Below are 15108 nucleotides of genomic sequence, written 5' to 3'. Positions count from 1 at the left end.
TTATTGTTCTGCCGTCTTGTGTTGGCGGTGATCGCTCAATTTTTTCATCTTACTTAAATATTATGACCTATAAGAATTAAACGTTGGAATGCTTAAAGAAGACGATAAAACAAAAAAAGGAGAGCAATTGCTCTCCTTAACAGCTATCAGCTTAGGTAACTTAATTTAGGTCGACGAAGATTGCCAGCCTCCTCCTAGGGCCTGATATAAGTCGACGATTGCTGCCAGTTGCTGCTGACGAGTTTCTATAAACTCACTACGCGCTTCTAATGCTTCGCGCTGCGCCAATAGCACTTCTAAATACTCACCATGCGCTGACGTAAACAAACGATTTGCGATATCAACTGACGATTCCAAGGAAGAAATTTGCGCTTTTTTAGCATCCGCACTTCTGCCCAGATTATCCAACTTAGACAAACTATTCGACACTTCTGTCACCGCTTTTAGCAGCGTAAGCTCGTACTCATAGGCGGCCTGTATTTGCTCCGCACTCGCATTTTTATAAACAGCTTCAATAGCACGTCGATTAATTAAAGGAGCAAAGATATCGCCAGATAGCGAATAGGCCAGTGACTCTGGTACGTTAAACAAATACCGGCTATCAAACGCTGACAACCCTACCCCTGCTTTAAGCTCTAATGACGGGTAAAAGTTCGCTTTAGCTACATCTATATTTAAGTTTGCAGCCTGCAGCGTAAGTTCAGCCTCTCGAATATCGGGTCGGTTTTCTAACAGTGAAGCAGGCACTCCAATATTAGGCTTAACAATGTCTTCGCTAAACAAAGCGTTACTATTTCGTTGAATAGGCTGAGGCATGCGCCCTAACAATAAATTGATTGTGTTCTCTTTCTCCACAATTTCTTGTTTAATGAGAAAGCGTTCACTTTCATTTTTCTTCACTTCAGCGTTAAAGCGCGCTACAGGTAAAGAAGAAGCTCGGCCATATTCTTTAAGTGTATTAATGGTATGTATAACGTTGCGCTGCAGCTTTATTGTGGCATCAATATTCGCTAGCTTGTTATCCAAAGCTAATAGTTCGTAGTAGCTACGAGACACTTCAGAAACAAGTTGAGTGATAAAGAAGTTTTTACTCTCAATAGAAGCTAAGTATTCGAGTGACGCTACCTTTGAAGCATCCCTAAGCTTATGCCAGATGTCCACTTCCCAAGACGCATTCAACCCAAGCTTTAAATTAGCTAAAGGGTCAGGGAATGCTTCACCTTCTCTGATATCAAGCTGCTCTTCCACCGCGCCTTCTCGCGTATATTCACCCACTTTTTCGGTTTCAATAGCAGCACCTGCAGACACACTTGGTAAATACTCACCTTCCCGCGCATACACCTCGTTAGACGCCATATTAATGCGTTGTACAAGTACGGCGACTTCCTTGTTATTCGTTACAGCGGTTTCAACTAATGCTGTCAAATATGGGTCGTTGAACCACGCCTCCCATTCAATTTTTGCTTCACCATTACTGGCGTCGTTGTTTTTGTCGGCGCCTAAGCCTGTACTGCTTCCAGTACTTAGCTCATTGCTTGCGCTGAACTTTTCCGGCAACGATAAATTCGGGTCCCGAGTTTCTATTGTCGGGATAGCACACGCTTGAACTAGAAGTGCGCTGCCAATCGCCATAAAAAGAGGCTTTTTCAAAAGACGCGTGTTATTACTCATCGCTTAGCACCTCATCGTTGTAGTGGTAGGTTTCTGTAAGTGGGACGTGATCTTCGTTTTTAATTAGCGACTTACCCTCTTCTAGCTTAGCGAAAAGATAGTACAAGCCTGGAATAACTATGATGCCGAAGACACTTCCGCAAAGTGTACCTCCCAGTGCTGAAGCACCAATTGTACGGTTTCCTACCGCGCCTGCGCCTGTGGCGATGACCAGAGGGATAAGCCCCGCCACGAACGAAAATGAGGTCATTAATATAGGGCGGAATCGCTGTTTTGCTGCGTCGACGGCGGCTTCTGCGATAGATAAACCCTGCTGATTTTTCTGTACCGCGTATTCAACAATTAGCACTGCGTTTTTGCCCAGTAATCCAACCAACATTACAAGTCCTAATTGCGCGTATACATCGTTCGCTAGGCCCATTAGGTCAAGCAGAATAAATGAACCAATCAGGCCGCTTGGCAAAGACAATATAACCGCTAGGGGAAGCAATAAGCTTTCATATTGCGACGCCAATACGATATACACAAATAGCAGAACTACACCGAATATAACGATGGCTTCACTACCGCGTTTCGCCTCATCAAAAGATAGCCCTTCCCAACCTATGTCATAGCCTTTGGGTAACGTTGCTGCGGCGACTTCTTCTACCGCTTTAATGGCTTCGGCAGAGGTGTAGCCTTTTGCGGGTTCCGCTCGAATGGCTGCAGAGGTGTACAGGTTGTATCGAGTGATTTCATTTGGCCCTTGCGTTTTAATTAGCTTCATAAACGCAGAGTAAGGCACCATTTCACCTTCCTCGTTCTTAACGTAGTAGTCCATTAAATCGCTAGGGTAACGACGATACTCTGGGGCACTTTGGGTATACACCTTGTAGAAGTTATTGAAACGGGTAAAGCCTTGCTCGTAGGTACTACCAATCAAAATGTTAAGGTTTTCCATTGCCTTACCAATTGATACACCCTTTTGCATCGCTGCTTGATTATCTATTTCAATTTTATATTGCGGATAATTAGCCGCGTAGAAAGTAAATAGCCCTTTGAGCTCTTTACGTTTTGACAGTTCATCCATAAAGGATTGGTTTATTTCATCAAACTCTTGGTAGTCCGTCGTGTTCGTTTTATCGAGCAAACGGAATGAAAGCCCTGATGAGGCGCCATAGCCAGGCACTACAGGGGGCTCGAAGTATTCAACCACAGCGCCAAGGTGATGGGTCTTAGCCTCAAGTTCTTCAATGATTTCCTGTACCGTCTGGTCTCTATTTGCCCAGTCTTTAAGGTTAATTAGACAAGTACCCGCATTAGAACCTCGCCCTTCCGTTAAGATTTCATAACCTGCAAGTGAAGAAACCGATGACACCCCTTCTACATCAAGAGCAAGGGTTTGGAGTTCTCGCGCCACCTCATTTGTTACTTCAAGGGTACTTCCTGGAGGAGTTTGAATAATGGCGTAAATTTGCCCCTGATCTTCTCCAGGAATAAAACCTGTAGGAAGAATGTGGTTAAAACCAATCGTGCCTGCGACAAACGCAAAGAGCGACAGAATAGTCACCACGCGACGGGTTACTAACGCTTTAATAATGTTAGTGTAACCACCGGTGAGCTTGTCAAACCAACGATTAAATACATCAATAAGCTTACTGATTGGCGTGGCTTTTTTGGTATGTGTATGCGGATTTTTAAGCAGCATCGCGCACAACACTGGCGTTAATGAAAGCGCTACAATACAAGAAATGATAATAGACGATGCCATGGTGATAGAGAATTGACGATAAAAGACGCCCACCGGCCCAGTCATAAACACTAAAGGCACAAATACTGCTGTCATCACAAGCGTGATAGCAATAATAGCGCCGCCCATTTCACCTAATACCTGCTGCGTCGCCATATAAGGCGTCAAGCTAGCGCTCTCTTCCATTTTTGCATGCACAGCTTCGACGATAACAATGGCGTTATCTACCACTATCCCGATAGCCAATACCAACGCGAAAAGGGTGATCAAGTTAATGTTTACACCCGTTGCTTGCATACAAAAAAAGGTACCGATTAAGGATACCGGGACGGCCAATAAGGGAATTAAGGTGGAACGCCAGTCTCCCAAAAAGATGAAAACCACCAGCGAGACTAAGATAAACGCTTCAAATAAGGTATGCAGTACCTGTTCTATTGATGCATCGAGAAACTTAGACACGTCATAGTTAATTTCGTATTTCATGCCTTCAGGGAAGGTTTCTTCAAGCTCTGCCATTTTAGCTTTTACTTGAGATATCACTTCATTAGCGCTACTGCCGTAGTTTTGCTTTAACACGATTGCCGCAGAAGGATATCCATCTTTATTTGAATAGATATCGAAAAACTCACTGCTAAGCTCTACGTCCGCTATATCACTTAATTTAAGCAGTTTGCCGTCACTATCCGCTCTGATAATGATATTTTTATATTCATCAGGCTCGTCATACCGACCTTCGTAAACAAGCACATATTCTTTAGACTGCGCACTTATTCCCGAGCTTCGTCCGAGTCGGCCTGGACGACCAATAAGGCTTTGCTCATCAATCGACTCCATCACTTCATCGACTGAAATGTTATACGCTCGCATGCGATCTGGCTTTAACCATATGCGCATAGCATACTGACGACTACCCAATATTTTAGCGCTGGCAATACCGTTAACACGCTGTATTTCTGGTATAACGTTGATGTTCGAGTAGTTATAAAGGAACTTCTCATCGGCGTCTTCGTCTGTGCTGTACACGTTGATGTACATCAACATGCTTGGCTGCACCCTTTGAAGTACCACCCCCTCTAGTTGTACCAACTGCGGGAGCCGGTTCATTATCTGGTCAAGCCGCGTTTTCACGTTTATTAACGCTTGGTTAGGGTCTACATCCAAGTCAAAAATAACTTGGATAGTAGCTTCACCGGCACTTGTGGCATCAGACACAATGTACTTCATGCCCGGCACACCATTTATTGAACGCTCAATGGTTACCAAGGATGACTTTACAAGTACATCAGCACTTGAACCAGGGTATGCCAAAGAAATTAGAACCCTGGGAGGAGCGATATCTGGAAATTGAGAAGTAGGCAAGGTAAAAACTGAAAGCGCGCCTAAAAAGATAATCATAAGGGATAGCATGATCGCCATCACCGGACGTTTAATAAATACACCAAACATACTAAATCCCCTACTCTGCCTGAAGTGCTAGTTCAGCTAACGTATCGTCAGATGAAATAAGGTTTGGCTTAATGCGATCGCCATTACTTACTCGTCTCAAACCCTCAAGAAGAATTGTGTCATCTTCTTTCAGCCCTTCTGATACCAAGAAGATGTGAGGTAACTCAGCTGCAATCTCTATATGTCGTGTGGTAAGGGTATTGTCAGCATCTAGAACATATACATAGTTCTGATCCAATATTTGAAAAGTCGCCTTTTGGGGAATGACAAGCGCGTTTGGATAATCGACGTCGACGAGTATGTTACCGGTTTGTCCATGTCGTAACATTTCATCAGGGTTAGGAAATGACGCTCGCATTTCGATAGTGCCAGTATGATTATCAAAATCGGCTTCAATGGTATCTATAACGCCTTTGTAAGGGTAAATCGTACCGTTTGCGAGTTTTAACCGAACGCTCGTCCCCTCATTAGCTTTCCCGCTTTGAACATAATCTAGGTATTCGGACTCTGGTACATTGAAGTAAACCCACATTTGACTTAAATCAGACATGGTTGTGAGAAGCTCCCCCTCATCGAGCAGACTGCCTGTTCTTGCTTCTAGATGGTCCATCTTACCGGTAAAGGGCCGCTTTAATATCAGTGAATGCCAAATGTGCTTCTGCTAGTTCAACTTCAGCCTGCGCTTTTTGATACTCGGCTTCCACAACAGCAAGCTCGTTAGGTGACACTATATTTTGGTCAACTAGCGACTTGGTGTTTTTGAACTCCATTTGCACAGCTTTTGCCTCTGCCTTAGCTCGCTTAAGCTCTGCTTCGTAGATAGTAGGCACTATTTTAAACATAGGTTTTCCCTTCTCTACGGTCTGACCTTCATCAACGAAAGTAGAGGCAAGGTACCCTCTTTCCATAGCCCTTAGTTCAATGTGCTGAATGGCGCGGATTTGACTGACATACTCCTTAACAAGAACTGTATCTTTGCTTATTGGGTGCGAGACATTGAATTCTAGCGGGCCGCTATGGTGAGCTTCGTGCTCTTGATGACCACACCCAGTTAAAATAATGGTAAGAATACTTGCTGCTAAAAGCGTTTTTTTGCTCATAATTTTTAAATCGTTCTTATAGGTGTTACCTATACACAGGCAACAGCATTAGTACGGCATAGCGAGTAACTCACTAAAAGGTGTCGTATACCATTCAGCTTTGCTAGCACACGGGCTCTACTACCGCTCGGGGCTTTTCTATCACTCAGCGATGCACGCACGAATATAACCAGCCCTGAAGAGAACTGACGTTTGTGAAAATTTTAAAATTGCAGGGCTTTACTCTTGCATCCAAAGACAAGAGAAAAAGCTTAAACAGCAGGTGGCGCTCTTGTAAGTGGGGTGACGTAGCTCTTTTTAGACCAAGAGACTAAATACGGGAGAGGGTTTTCACTAAGTGAACTAATAATCGCAGCGTTACCAAACGTATTGATAACGGACAAAAATAGGTCGTCTTGTCCATTTTCTTCTGCGCTACTTTCTATTGATAGGGTCGAGACGGATGCATCAAGCTGATGCTTAAACGAGATGGGCTTAATATCTTGTTTAATCGTAAGCAAGCACGTAAACAATAACAGCGCTAAACCGTAGCAAAAGCGTTGAGTATTTATGTGTTGGAAATTCACCAGTTTACTTCCAATGCTAGGCTTCAATGATATCAAGCAATGACAATGGCGCGAAATGCTACACAGTCCCCTTTTTTTTGACAACAGGCTTTGAATTGAATGCGTTAATATAAACAAAAAGAGCGCTGAATAGCGCCCTTTGTAATAAACAAGTTAAGAAAAAGTCTAGGCTTTAGAAGCTTGGTAAATACCTTCAATCGCTTTATCTAGTGTTGCTTCAAACTCTTCTTGAGATTGCTGTGCAGATACACCTTCGGTTAAAGCGCGAGAGAAACTCGCAATCATACCTTGGTTTTCAGCAAGCTTAGCATTAGCGTCATCACGGCTGTAGCCGCCAGAAAGCGCAACCACTTTAAGTACGCGAGGGTGATCAACAAGTTCTTTATAAAAGTTAGCTTCAGTTGGTAGCGTTAGCTTAAGCATCACTTCCTCACCTTCGCTAAGAAGATTAAGCTGGGTTAAAATTTCTAGCTTAAGTAGTGCTTCTGCTTCTGCTTTTTGCGGGCTGTGAATATCTACTTCTGGCTCGATAATAGGAACAAGGCCAGCCCCTAGAATTTGCTTACCTACTTCAAATTGCTGAGCAACAACATCTTTAATGCCTTGGTGATTAGCAAGCTTTACAACACTGCGCATTTTAGTGCCAAACACGTCTTGCGCTACGGCTTTTGCTAATAGTGCATCAAGCCCTGGCATAGGCTTCATCACTTGAACACCATTGCTTTCATCAGCTAACCCTTTATCCACTTTCAAAAAAGGAATAACACGCTTTTTCTGCCACAAAAAGTGTGCAGAAGACATGCCTTCTATTTCTCTATCAAGGGTGTTTTCAAACAAGATTGCGCCTAGAACGCGCTCGCCGCTAAAAGGTGTGCTGGTGATAATGCGCGTACGCATTTCGTGAACAAGGTTAAACATCTCTTCGTCTGAGCTGTATTCAGACTCTTCGATGCCATATAAGCGTAACGCTTTAGGGGTACTACCGCCGCTTTGATCTAACGCTGCAATAAAACCGGTTTGCGTCTTCAGTTTATCCAGCATTGCCTGCTGAGCTTGTGATGCCATTGCAACACTCCTTTTGTATTATACTGCCTTTATAGGCAGGTGTAGGGTTTATTGTTATACCAATTCTATTAAAGATCTGTTTGTCTCAGACACGGCGTGCCGGTACCTAAAGTAAACACATCTGTAATAAAATTGGTATTTATGCCTGCGTACTTCACTGTTTCGCAGGGGTAATCGTTTCCGATTAAAAGGTCACGCTCAAAAATGCTGTTACTGAGCGTGACACCTATGGGGTAACGTTTGTACTAGGCCTTAGCTATATTGAGCTATCAGGCACTGCGTTTGTGTGCAGTGCTCAGGCTTATTTATTTTTTTCTTCTAGTACTGCTACCGCTGGTAGCGTTTTGCCTTCCAAAAACTCTAGGAACGCGCCACCACCTGTTGAAATATAAGAAACCTTATCGGCAATTCCGTATTTATCAACTGCGGCTAGTGTATCACCACCACCTGCGATTGAGAATGCGTCGCTTGCAGCAATCGCTTCAGACAGCGCCTTTGTTCCAGCACTGAACTGTTCAAATTCAAATACGCCTACAGGGCCATTCCATACTATGGTGCCGGCATTTTTAATGATATCTTCAAGGGCTTTTGATGAATCTGGGCCAATATCAAAAATCATATCGTCATCGGCAACATCGCTTACCACTTTAAGCGTAGCTTCAGTGTTCTCATCAAACGCCTTGCCTACCACTACGTCAGTCGGCACTGGAATATTACCGCCATTAGCCTGCGCTTCATTCATAAGCTGCGTAGCTTGCTCAGTTAGGTCCATTTCAACCAGCGACTTACCTACATTGTGCCCTTGCGCTGCAATAAAGGTATTGGCAATACCGCCACCAACAATAAGCTGATCTACTTTTTCAGCTAGCGTTTTAAGCACGGTAAGCTTAGTCGATACTTTAGAACCACCCACAATGGCAACCATTGGGCGCTTCGGATTATCTAGCGCCTTACCCAGTGCATCTAATTCTGCAGCAAGTAATGGGCCAGCACAGGCTTTTGGCGCGAATTTAGCAACGCCATGGGTAGACGCTTGTGCGCGGTGCGCCGTGCCAAATGCATCCATTACAAAAATATCGCAAAGTGCGGCGTACTGTTTAGATAACGCTTCGTCGTCTTTCTTTTCGCCCTTATTAAAACGGACGTTTTCAAGGATAACCAATTCGCCGTCTGCAAGCTCAACACCGTCTAGGTAGTCTTTAACTAGCTTCACAGGGACGTCTAGGGCGTCATTAAGATAATCAACAACAGGTTGAAGAGAGAATTCGTCTGCAGGCTCGCCTTCTGTAGGACGGCCAAGATGAGACATCACCATAACGGCCGCACCTGCGTCTAGGGCTGCTTTAATCGTAGGAATAGATGCTTTGATACGGGCATCAGAGGTAACTTTGCCGTCTTTTACCGGCACGTTTAAATCTTGTCTAATTAGTACGCGCTGACCGTTTAAGGCCATGTCGCTCATGCTTGGAATTGCCATTGTCTTTCCTATGTTAATTTAAATTCAGTAGAGCGTGCGTTTAAAAGCACGCTCAAATTAACTGTGAAAGCTGCGCGGGCTGTGCTACCAGCCCTGGCAGCATCAATGCGTTATTTTGCGTCGAACATCACTTTTGCTGTGTCGAGCATACGGTTTGCAAAACCCCATTCGTTGTCACACCACACCAGTGTTTTTACTAGTTGCTTATGACTGACTCTTGTCTGTGTACCATCTACAATACACGAGTGGGGGTCGTGATTGAAATCTACCGACACCAAAGGCTCTTCGGTGTAATCGAGTATGCCTTGTAATCGCCCTGCTTTCGCATTGCGAAGGGCTTGGTTAACTTGCTCAATGGTTACCTTAGATTGAAGCGTTACGCTTAAGTCCATGGCAGTAACATTGATAGTAGGCACACGAACGGCAATGGCTTCAAACTTACCCGCAAACTTAGGCAGAATGCGCTCTATACCCGCAGCAAGACGTGTATCAACAGGTATAATTGACTGACTGGCCGCACGGGTTCTGCGCAAATCTTCGTGATAAGCATCGATAACCTGCTGGTCGTGCATAGACGCGTGAATGGTTGTTATCGTACCACTTTCAACACCGAATGCCGCATCTAGCGCTTGAATGACAGGAACAATGCAGTTTGTGGTGCACGAACCGTTAGAGACTAATTTTTGTTCACTGGTCAACGTGTCTTCGTTGGTCCCAAAAATGACCGTATTGTCTAAATCTGGTGAACCGGGTGAAGAGAAAAGTACTTTGCCAGCGCCTGCATCTAAATGCGCTTGCCCCGACGCTCTGTCATCAAACTTTCCCGTACACTCAAGCACAATATCAACGCCTAAGTCTCTCCACGGAAGCTCTTTAATATCACTTATTGCAAGCAAAGCAATATCATCACCCGCTACATTTAGCGTATTGTTTTCTAAGGCCACATCAAAACGGAACCGCCCGTGGGCGGTGTCGTATTTAAGTAAATGTGCAATGCCTTCGGGTTTAGCAATGTCGTTAATGGCCACCACGTTGAATTCGTTATTGCGCCCACTTTCATAAAGCGCGCGCAATACGTTACGACCAATACGACCAAACCCATTTATGGCAATATTTACCATAGGCTTATCTATTACCTCTTACAGAGACAGTGCAGCCTCTACTACAGCGTCAGTGGTAATGTTGAAGTGCTTAAATAGGTCGCCTGCAGGTGCAGACTCACCAAAGGTGTCCATACCTACGATAGCGCCGTTAAAGCCAACGTACTTGTACCAGCTGTCTTTAGACAAGGCTTCAACCGCTACGCGTTTTACAACACTAGACGGCAGTACGCTTTCTCGGTAGTCAGCCGACTGACGATCAAAAACATCAGTAGATGGCATAGATACTACGCGAACGGCTTTGCCTTGCTCGGTTAGTTTGGCTGCGGCTTCAACGGCTAGCTGAACCTCAGAACCAGTACCGATAAGAATAAGCTCTGGCGTACCTTCACAGTCTTTAAGTACGTAACCGCCTTTCGCGATATCAGCCACTTGTTGAGCCGTTCTTTCTTGCTGCGCTAAGCCTTGACGTGTGAAGATTAGTGTTGTTGGGCCGTCAGTGCGCTCAATGGCAGACTTCCACGACACAGCAGACTCAACCTGATCACAAGGGCGCCAGTTATCAAGGTTAGGCGTTGCACGTAGCGCAACCACCTGCTCCACCGGCTGGTGAGTTGGGCCGTCTTCACCCAGACCAATCGAGTCGTGGGTATAAACGAAAATAGCAGGCTGCTTCATAAGCGCCGCCATGCGTACCGCATTACGTGCATATTCCATAAACATTAGGAAGGTTGCGCCGTAAGCTTTAAAGCCACCGTGAAGGGTAATACCGTTCATCATGGCAGACATACCAAACTCACGCACACCGTAGTATATGTAGTTACCTGATGCATCGTTCGCTTCAACACCTTTACTGCCTTCCCAAATAGTCAGGTTAGAACCTGCAAGGTCGGCAGAGCCACCTAATAGCTCAGGTAGCAGCGGACCAAATGCGTTTAGCGCATTTTGCGACGCTTTACGCGAAGCAATGTTTTGTGGGTTAGCTTGAAGTTCAGCGATGATAGCGTCTGCTTTGTCGCTGAAATCTGCTGGCAGTTCGCCATTTACACGGCGTTTGAATTCTGCTGCAAGCTCTGGATAAGCGGCTTCGTATGCTGCGAAAGCATCGTTCCACGCGCTTTCCGCTTTTGAGCCTTTGTCTTTACCATCCCAGCCCGCGTAGATATCGTCTGGAATTTCAAATGCGCCGTGGCTCCAACCAAGCTTCTCACGCGTAGCAACAATTTCATCATCGCCAAGCGGTGCACCGTGGCAAGACTCAGTACCTTCTTTATTAGGCGAACCAAATCCAATGGTGGTTTTACAGCAAATTAGCGTTGGTTGCGTTGTATTCGCTTGCGCTTTTTCGATTGCGGCTTTCACTTGCTCAGCATCGTGACCGTCAACACCTTCAATCACTTCCCAGCCGTAGCTCTTGAAGCGCGCTGGTGTGTCGTCGGTGAACCAACCTTCTACTTCACCGTCAATTGAAATGCCGTTGTCGTCCCAAAATGCGATGAGCTTACCAAGACCAAGCGTACCGGCTAGTGAACACGTCTCATGAGAGATACCTTCCATCAAGCAGCCGTCGCCTAAGAATGCATAGGTGTGATGATCAACAATAGTGTGACCGTCTTTGTTGAATTGTGCTGCTAGCACTTTTTCAGCAAGCGCCATACCCACTGCATTGCTAATACCCTGACCTAGCGGGCCAGTAGTAGTTTCAACACCTGGCGCATAGCCATACTCTGGGTGGCCTGGGGTTTTAGAGTGAAGCTGACGGAAGTTCTTTAACTCTTCAATAGGCAGTTCGTAGCCTGAAAGGTGAAGCAAAGAATACAACAGCATCGAGCCGTGACCATTTGAAAGCACAAAGCGATCGCGGTTAGCCCAAGACGGGTTAGCAGGATTGTGTGATAAGAAATCACCCCATAGTACCTGCGCGATGTCAGCCATCCCCATTGGGGCGCCTGGGTGACCTGATTTAGCTTGTTGAACAGCATCCATGCTTAGTGCACGGATAGCATTGGCGAGTTCACGACGAGAGGGCATGTTGTCTCCTGATTTATTTTGTATCTTTTGTTTCGTATCTTAGCGGGCTAGGCAAGCTAGACGAGCGTAGAGGTAAGGCGTTCGCTCCACTTCTTTATACGAATGAATGTGGCATTATTCTTACCTATGCCACCTAACAGTTCAATGGGTTTTCATTGCCAATAGTGAAAGTAATAGTAAAAAATGGTCTATACGCTCACCAATGCGTATTAGCTCGGTAATGAAAACCCTCTTATCTTTGCCTAAGTCTTTTTATTGTATAGAAATAACCCTAATACTGATCGGGTCATGTCAACATTTCGTAACAAAGAGACTTTTAGACGTCTAGAAGTAAAGACTGGTATTTATAACTTGTTTTAGTACAATATACGACTATTTTGATAATTTAACGCTTACGGAGCATTTATGGCCACGCATTTATTCACATCCGAGTCAGTGTCTGAAGGACATCCGGACAAAATTGCTGATCAGATCTCAGATGCGGTTCTTGACGCTATTTTAGAACAAGATCCTCGCGCTCGGGTGGCCTGCGAAACGTATGTAAAAACCGGTATGGTTTTAGTAGGTGGTGAAGTAACCACTTCAGCGTGGGTAGACATTGAAGAGCTTACCCGCAACACCGTAAAAGAAATCGGCTATACCCATTCAGATATGGGCTTTGATGCTGACTCATGTGCGGTATTAAATGCCATTGGTAAACAGTCTCCTGACATCAATCAAGGTGTTGATAGAGCAAGCCTTGAAGAGCAAGGTGCAGGTGACCAAGGCTTAATGTTTGGTTACGCCAGCGATGAAACAGACGTTTTGATGCCGGCACCTATTACGTACTCTCACCGTCTTGTGCAAAAGCAAGCCGAAGTACGCAAGTCTGGTAAGCTAGACTGGTTACGCCCGGACGCAAAAAGCCAAATTACCTTCAAGTACGAAAACGACAAGCCTGTGGGTATTGACGCTGTTGTACTTTCAACGCAGCACTGCGATTCAGTAAGCACTGAAACGGTTCGCGAAGCGGTAATGGAAGAAATCATTAAGCCAGTGCTACCAAGTGAATGGATTGATGGCAATACACGTTTTCACATTAACCCCACGGGCCGATTTGTTATTGGTGGTCCAATGGGCGACTGCGGCTTAACAGGTCGTAAAATCATTGTAGACACATATGGTGGTATGGCTCGTCACGGCGGTGGTGCGTTCTCTGGTAAAGATCCATCTAAGGTAGACCGCAGCGCAGCCTACGCAGGCCGTTATGTTGCCAAGAACATTGTTGCGGCAGGTCTTGCAAAGCGTTGTGAAATTCAAGTGTCTTACGCCATTGGTGTTGCAGAGCCTACGTCTATTAGCATTGATACCTTTGGAACGGGCGTTGTTGATGAGAAAACGTTAGTAGCGCTTGTGCGTGAACACTTCGACCTACGCCCTTACGGCCTTATTCAAATGCTTGACCTTGAGCGTCCTATTTATCGCCCAACGGCCGCATATGGTCACTTTGGTCGTGACGAGTTCCCATGGGAAGCAACAGACAAAGCGCAAGCGCTAAAAGCCTCACTTTAATTCAGTAGGCAATAAGCACATAGTGCAAGACGCCGCTCGGTTGACGTTTTCATTATCGTCGTACCGAGCGGCGTTTTTGTTTTTCTTCGAGACAATGCTAGCGTGCGAGGAGAAAAAGTTAACGATTCTATTTTCAACATTTATTATTTAACGCTATGATTAAATAATGTTCGCTTCGTTATTTGCTACTCACCCCTTGTAATCTAAACGCTATACAAGCAGTGGCAACACTTGGGCTCATCCATGAATGTAGTTACCAGTATTTTTCTCGCTCTCTGTATTACTGCAGCCATGATGACAACACAGGCTTTTGCAGGGACAAATGACACGCATTTCAGCCCTATTCAATTTAAAAGCAAAAAACTGGCTCGATGGCAGCTAAATAGCATGTATCGCGTACAGTCAATTACCGAAACCCATCATTACGACAGCAGTTTTGCTTACCCTGCAGGTTCACAAGGGATGATAAGTGCCAGTCGGCGTTTTGATACTTGGGTTCCGCAAAAGGTTTATGCGACGTACAAAACCAATAATACGGCGTTTCAACATTATGCAGAGTGGCTATACTTGCCACACGACGAGGGAACCTTTACCCGCTTAGGTTGGTTACTTGGTGGACGTGAGGGTTTAAACATGGCTGTTGAAATTGAACATAGGATGGTAGGGGAAGAAGAAAACATGGCGTTATCGCTTGGCGTAAACTACCTGTTTTAAAAAGTAACTTGTGACAGCTGCTCGCTTAAAAGCAAAACCTAGGTTTTAGTGAGTTCAAGGGTTTTCGCGTAGGTTTGCTGAATAATCATTGCATCTGAGCTGGCTCTGTGGCGTTTAACATCAACGTTTGCGCTCAGGCGATCCTTTACTTCATGCCACTTATCCATTTGCGCTTCAGTCAAAATATACTCTAACGCTCGACACGTGAAAGACATTTCTACTTGAGCAGCAGCATATAGCTTAATGAGCCACGGGTTATCTACTACCCACCCATCGCTGTAAGCAATGGTATTACCTAAGAAATTATTTAGCTCCATACACACGGTATAAGGCTCCTCGCCTCTCGATTCCAGCATCTGTTGCGAAATACCGTGGAGCGATTCAGCGCTTTTGTCCCAATGGACCCAAGAAGCAAAGGGCCTTAGCAATTTACACCACTTTGCACCATCATAGCGCACGATGCCTATTTCAATAGGGTAACTCGCAGCCCCAAATCCACTTGCTTCAACATCTATTATTGTAGGCAGGCTTATATTTCGCACTCATACTCCAAACCGCTATTTATCCTTGCTTGCAACACAGTCAAACAATATTCAATACGTTGGCCTTAAACACTTTAGGGCATTGAAACTGCTGAACGCCTACCAACACCTGTACG

Annotated in this window: 12 protein-coding genes; 2 read left to right on the top strand and 10 right to left on the bottom strand. The window is 45.0% G+C overall.

What is annotated here, in order from left to right; translation table 11 throughout:
• Positions 1-165: 165 nt before the first annotated feature.
• The 9 genes from ACX5J7_RS05030 to tkt form a co-directional block, all read right to left on the bottom strand.
• Positions 166-1671 (bottom strand): TolC family protein, encoded by a 1506-nt coding sequence (locus ACX5J7_RS05030; protein WP_498706311.1) that lies wholly within the window; start codon positions 1669-1671, stop codon positions 166-168.
• Entirely contained in the window at positions 1664-4846 is a 3183-nt protein-coding gene (locus tag ACX5J7_RS05025) for an efflux RND transporter permease subunit (RefSeq protein ID WP_015066301.1), read from the bottom strand. Before ACX5J7_RS05025 ends, ACX5J7_RS05030 begins: the two co-directional genes overlap by 8 nt.
• Before the next feature lie 10 nt (positions 4847-4856).
• Entirely contained in the window at positions 4857-5456 is a 600-nt protein-coding gene (locus ACX5J7_RS05020) for an efflux RND transporter periplasmic adaptor subunit (protein ID WP_498706309.1), read from the bottom strand.
• A 1-nt stretch (position 5457) separates the two neighbouring features.
• Positions 5458-5946, bottom strand: a complete 489-nt coding sequence (locus ACX5J7_RS05015; RefSeq protein WP_498706307.1) for an efflux RND transporter periplasmic adaptor subunit — start codon at positions 5944-5946, stop codon at positions 5458-5460.
• Positions 5947-6197: 251 nt separating this feature from the next.
• A complete protein-coding gene (locus ACX5J7_RS05010; RefSeq protein WP_015066299.1) occupies positions 6198-6512 on the bottom strand; it encodes a hypothetical protein in 315 nt (104 codons plus the stop codon).
• A gap of 165 nt (positions 6513-6677) precedes the next feature.
• Positions 6678-7577, bottom strand: coding sequence for a fructose bisphosphate aldolase (locus ACX5J7_RS05005; protein ID WP_490369998.1), 900 nt, complete (start codon positions 7575-7577; stop codon positions 6678-6680).
• A 301-nt stretch (positions 7578-7878) separates the two neighbouring features.
• Positions 7879-9054, bottom strand: a complete 1176-nt coding sequence (locus tag ACX5J7_RS05000; protein ID WP_015066297.1) for a phosphoglycerate kinase — start codon at positions 9052-9054, stop codon at positions 7879-7881.
• Between the two features lie 110 nt (positions 9055-9164).
• A complete protein-coding gene (gene epd, locus ACX5J7_RS04995; RefSeq protein WP_071950839.1) occupies positions 9165-10175 on the bottom strand; it encodes an erythrose-4-phosphate dehydrogenase in 1011 nt (336 codons plus the stop codon).
• Positions 10176-10193: 18 nt separating this feature from the next.
• The gene (tkt, locus tag ACX5J7_RS04990) at positions 10194-12185 is read right to left on the bottom strand and encodes a transketolase (protein WP_015066295.1); all 1992 of its coding nucleotides are present in this window, start codon (positions 12183-12185) and stop codon (positions 10194-10196) included.
• A 405-nt stretch (positions 12186-12590) separates the two neighbouring features.
• On the opposite strand from tkt, the gene metK reads away from it, so the two are divergent.
• Positions 12591-13736, top strand: a complete 1146-nt coding sequence (gene metK / locus ACX5J7_RS04985) for a methionine adenosyltransferase (protein WP_012517370.1) — start codon at positions 12591-12593, stop codon at positions 13734-13736.
• Positions 13737-13979: 243 nt separating this feature from the next.
• Positions 13980-14450 carry a hypothetical protein gene (locus ACX5J7_RS04980; protein ID WP_012517369.1) on the top strand — a complete coding sequence of 157 codons (471 nt, stop codon included), beginning with the start codon at positions 13980-13982 and terminating at the stop codon, positions 14448-14450.
• A 38-nt stretch (positions 14451-14488) separates the two neighbouring features.
• On the opposite strand, the gene ACX5J7_RS04975 is transcribed toward ACX5J7_RS04980, so the two are convergent.
• Positions 14489-14992, bottom strand: a complete 504-nt coding sequence (locus ACX5J7_RS04975) for a 3'-5' exonuclease (protein ID WP_015066294.1) — start codon at positions 14990-14992, stop codon at positions 14489-14491.
• Between the last annotated feature and the right edge of the window lie 116 nt (positions 14993-15108).

Source organism: Alteromonas infernus (assembly GCF_902705815.1).
Note: the sequence above shows the minus strand (reverse complement) of the source record. Positions and strands in the feature narration are given on the sequence as shown.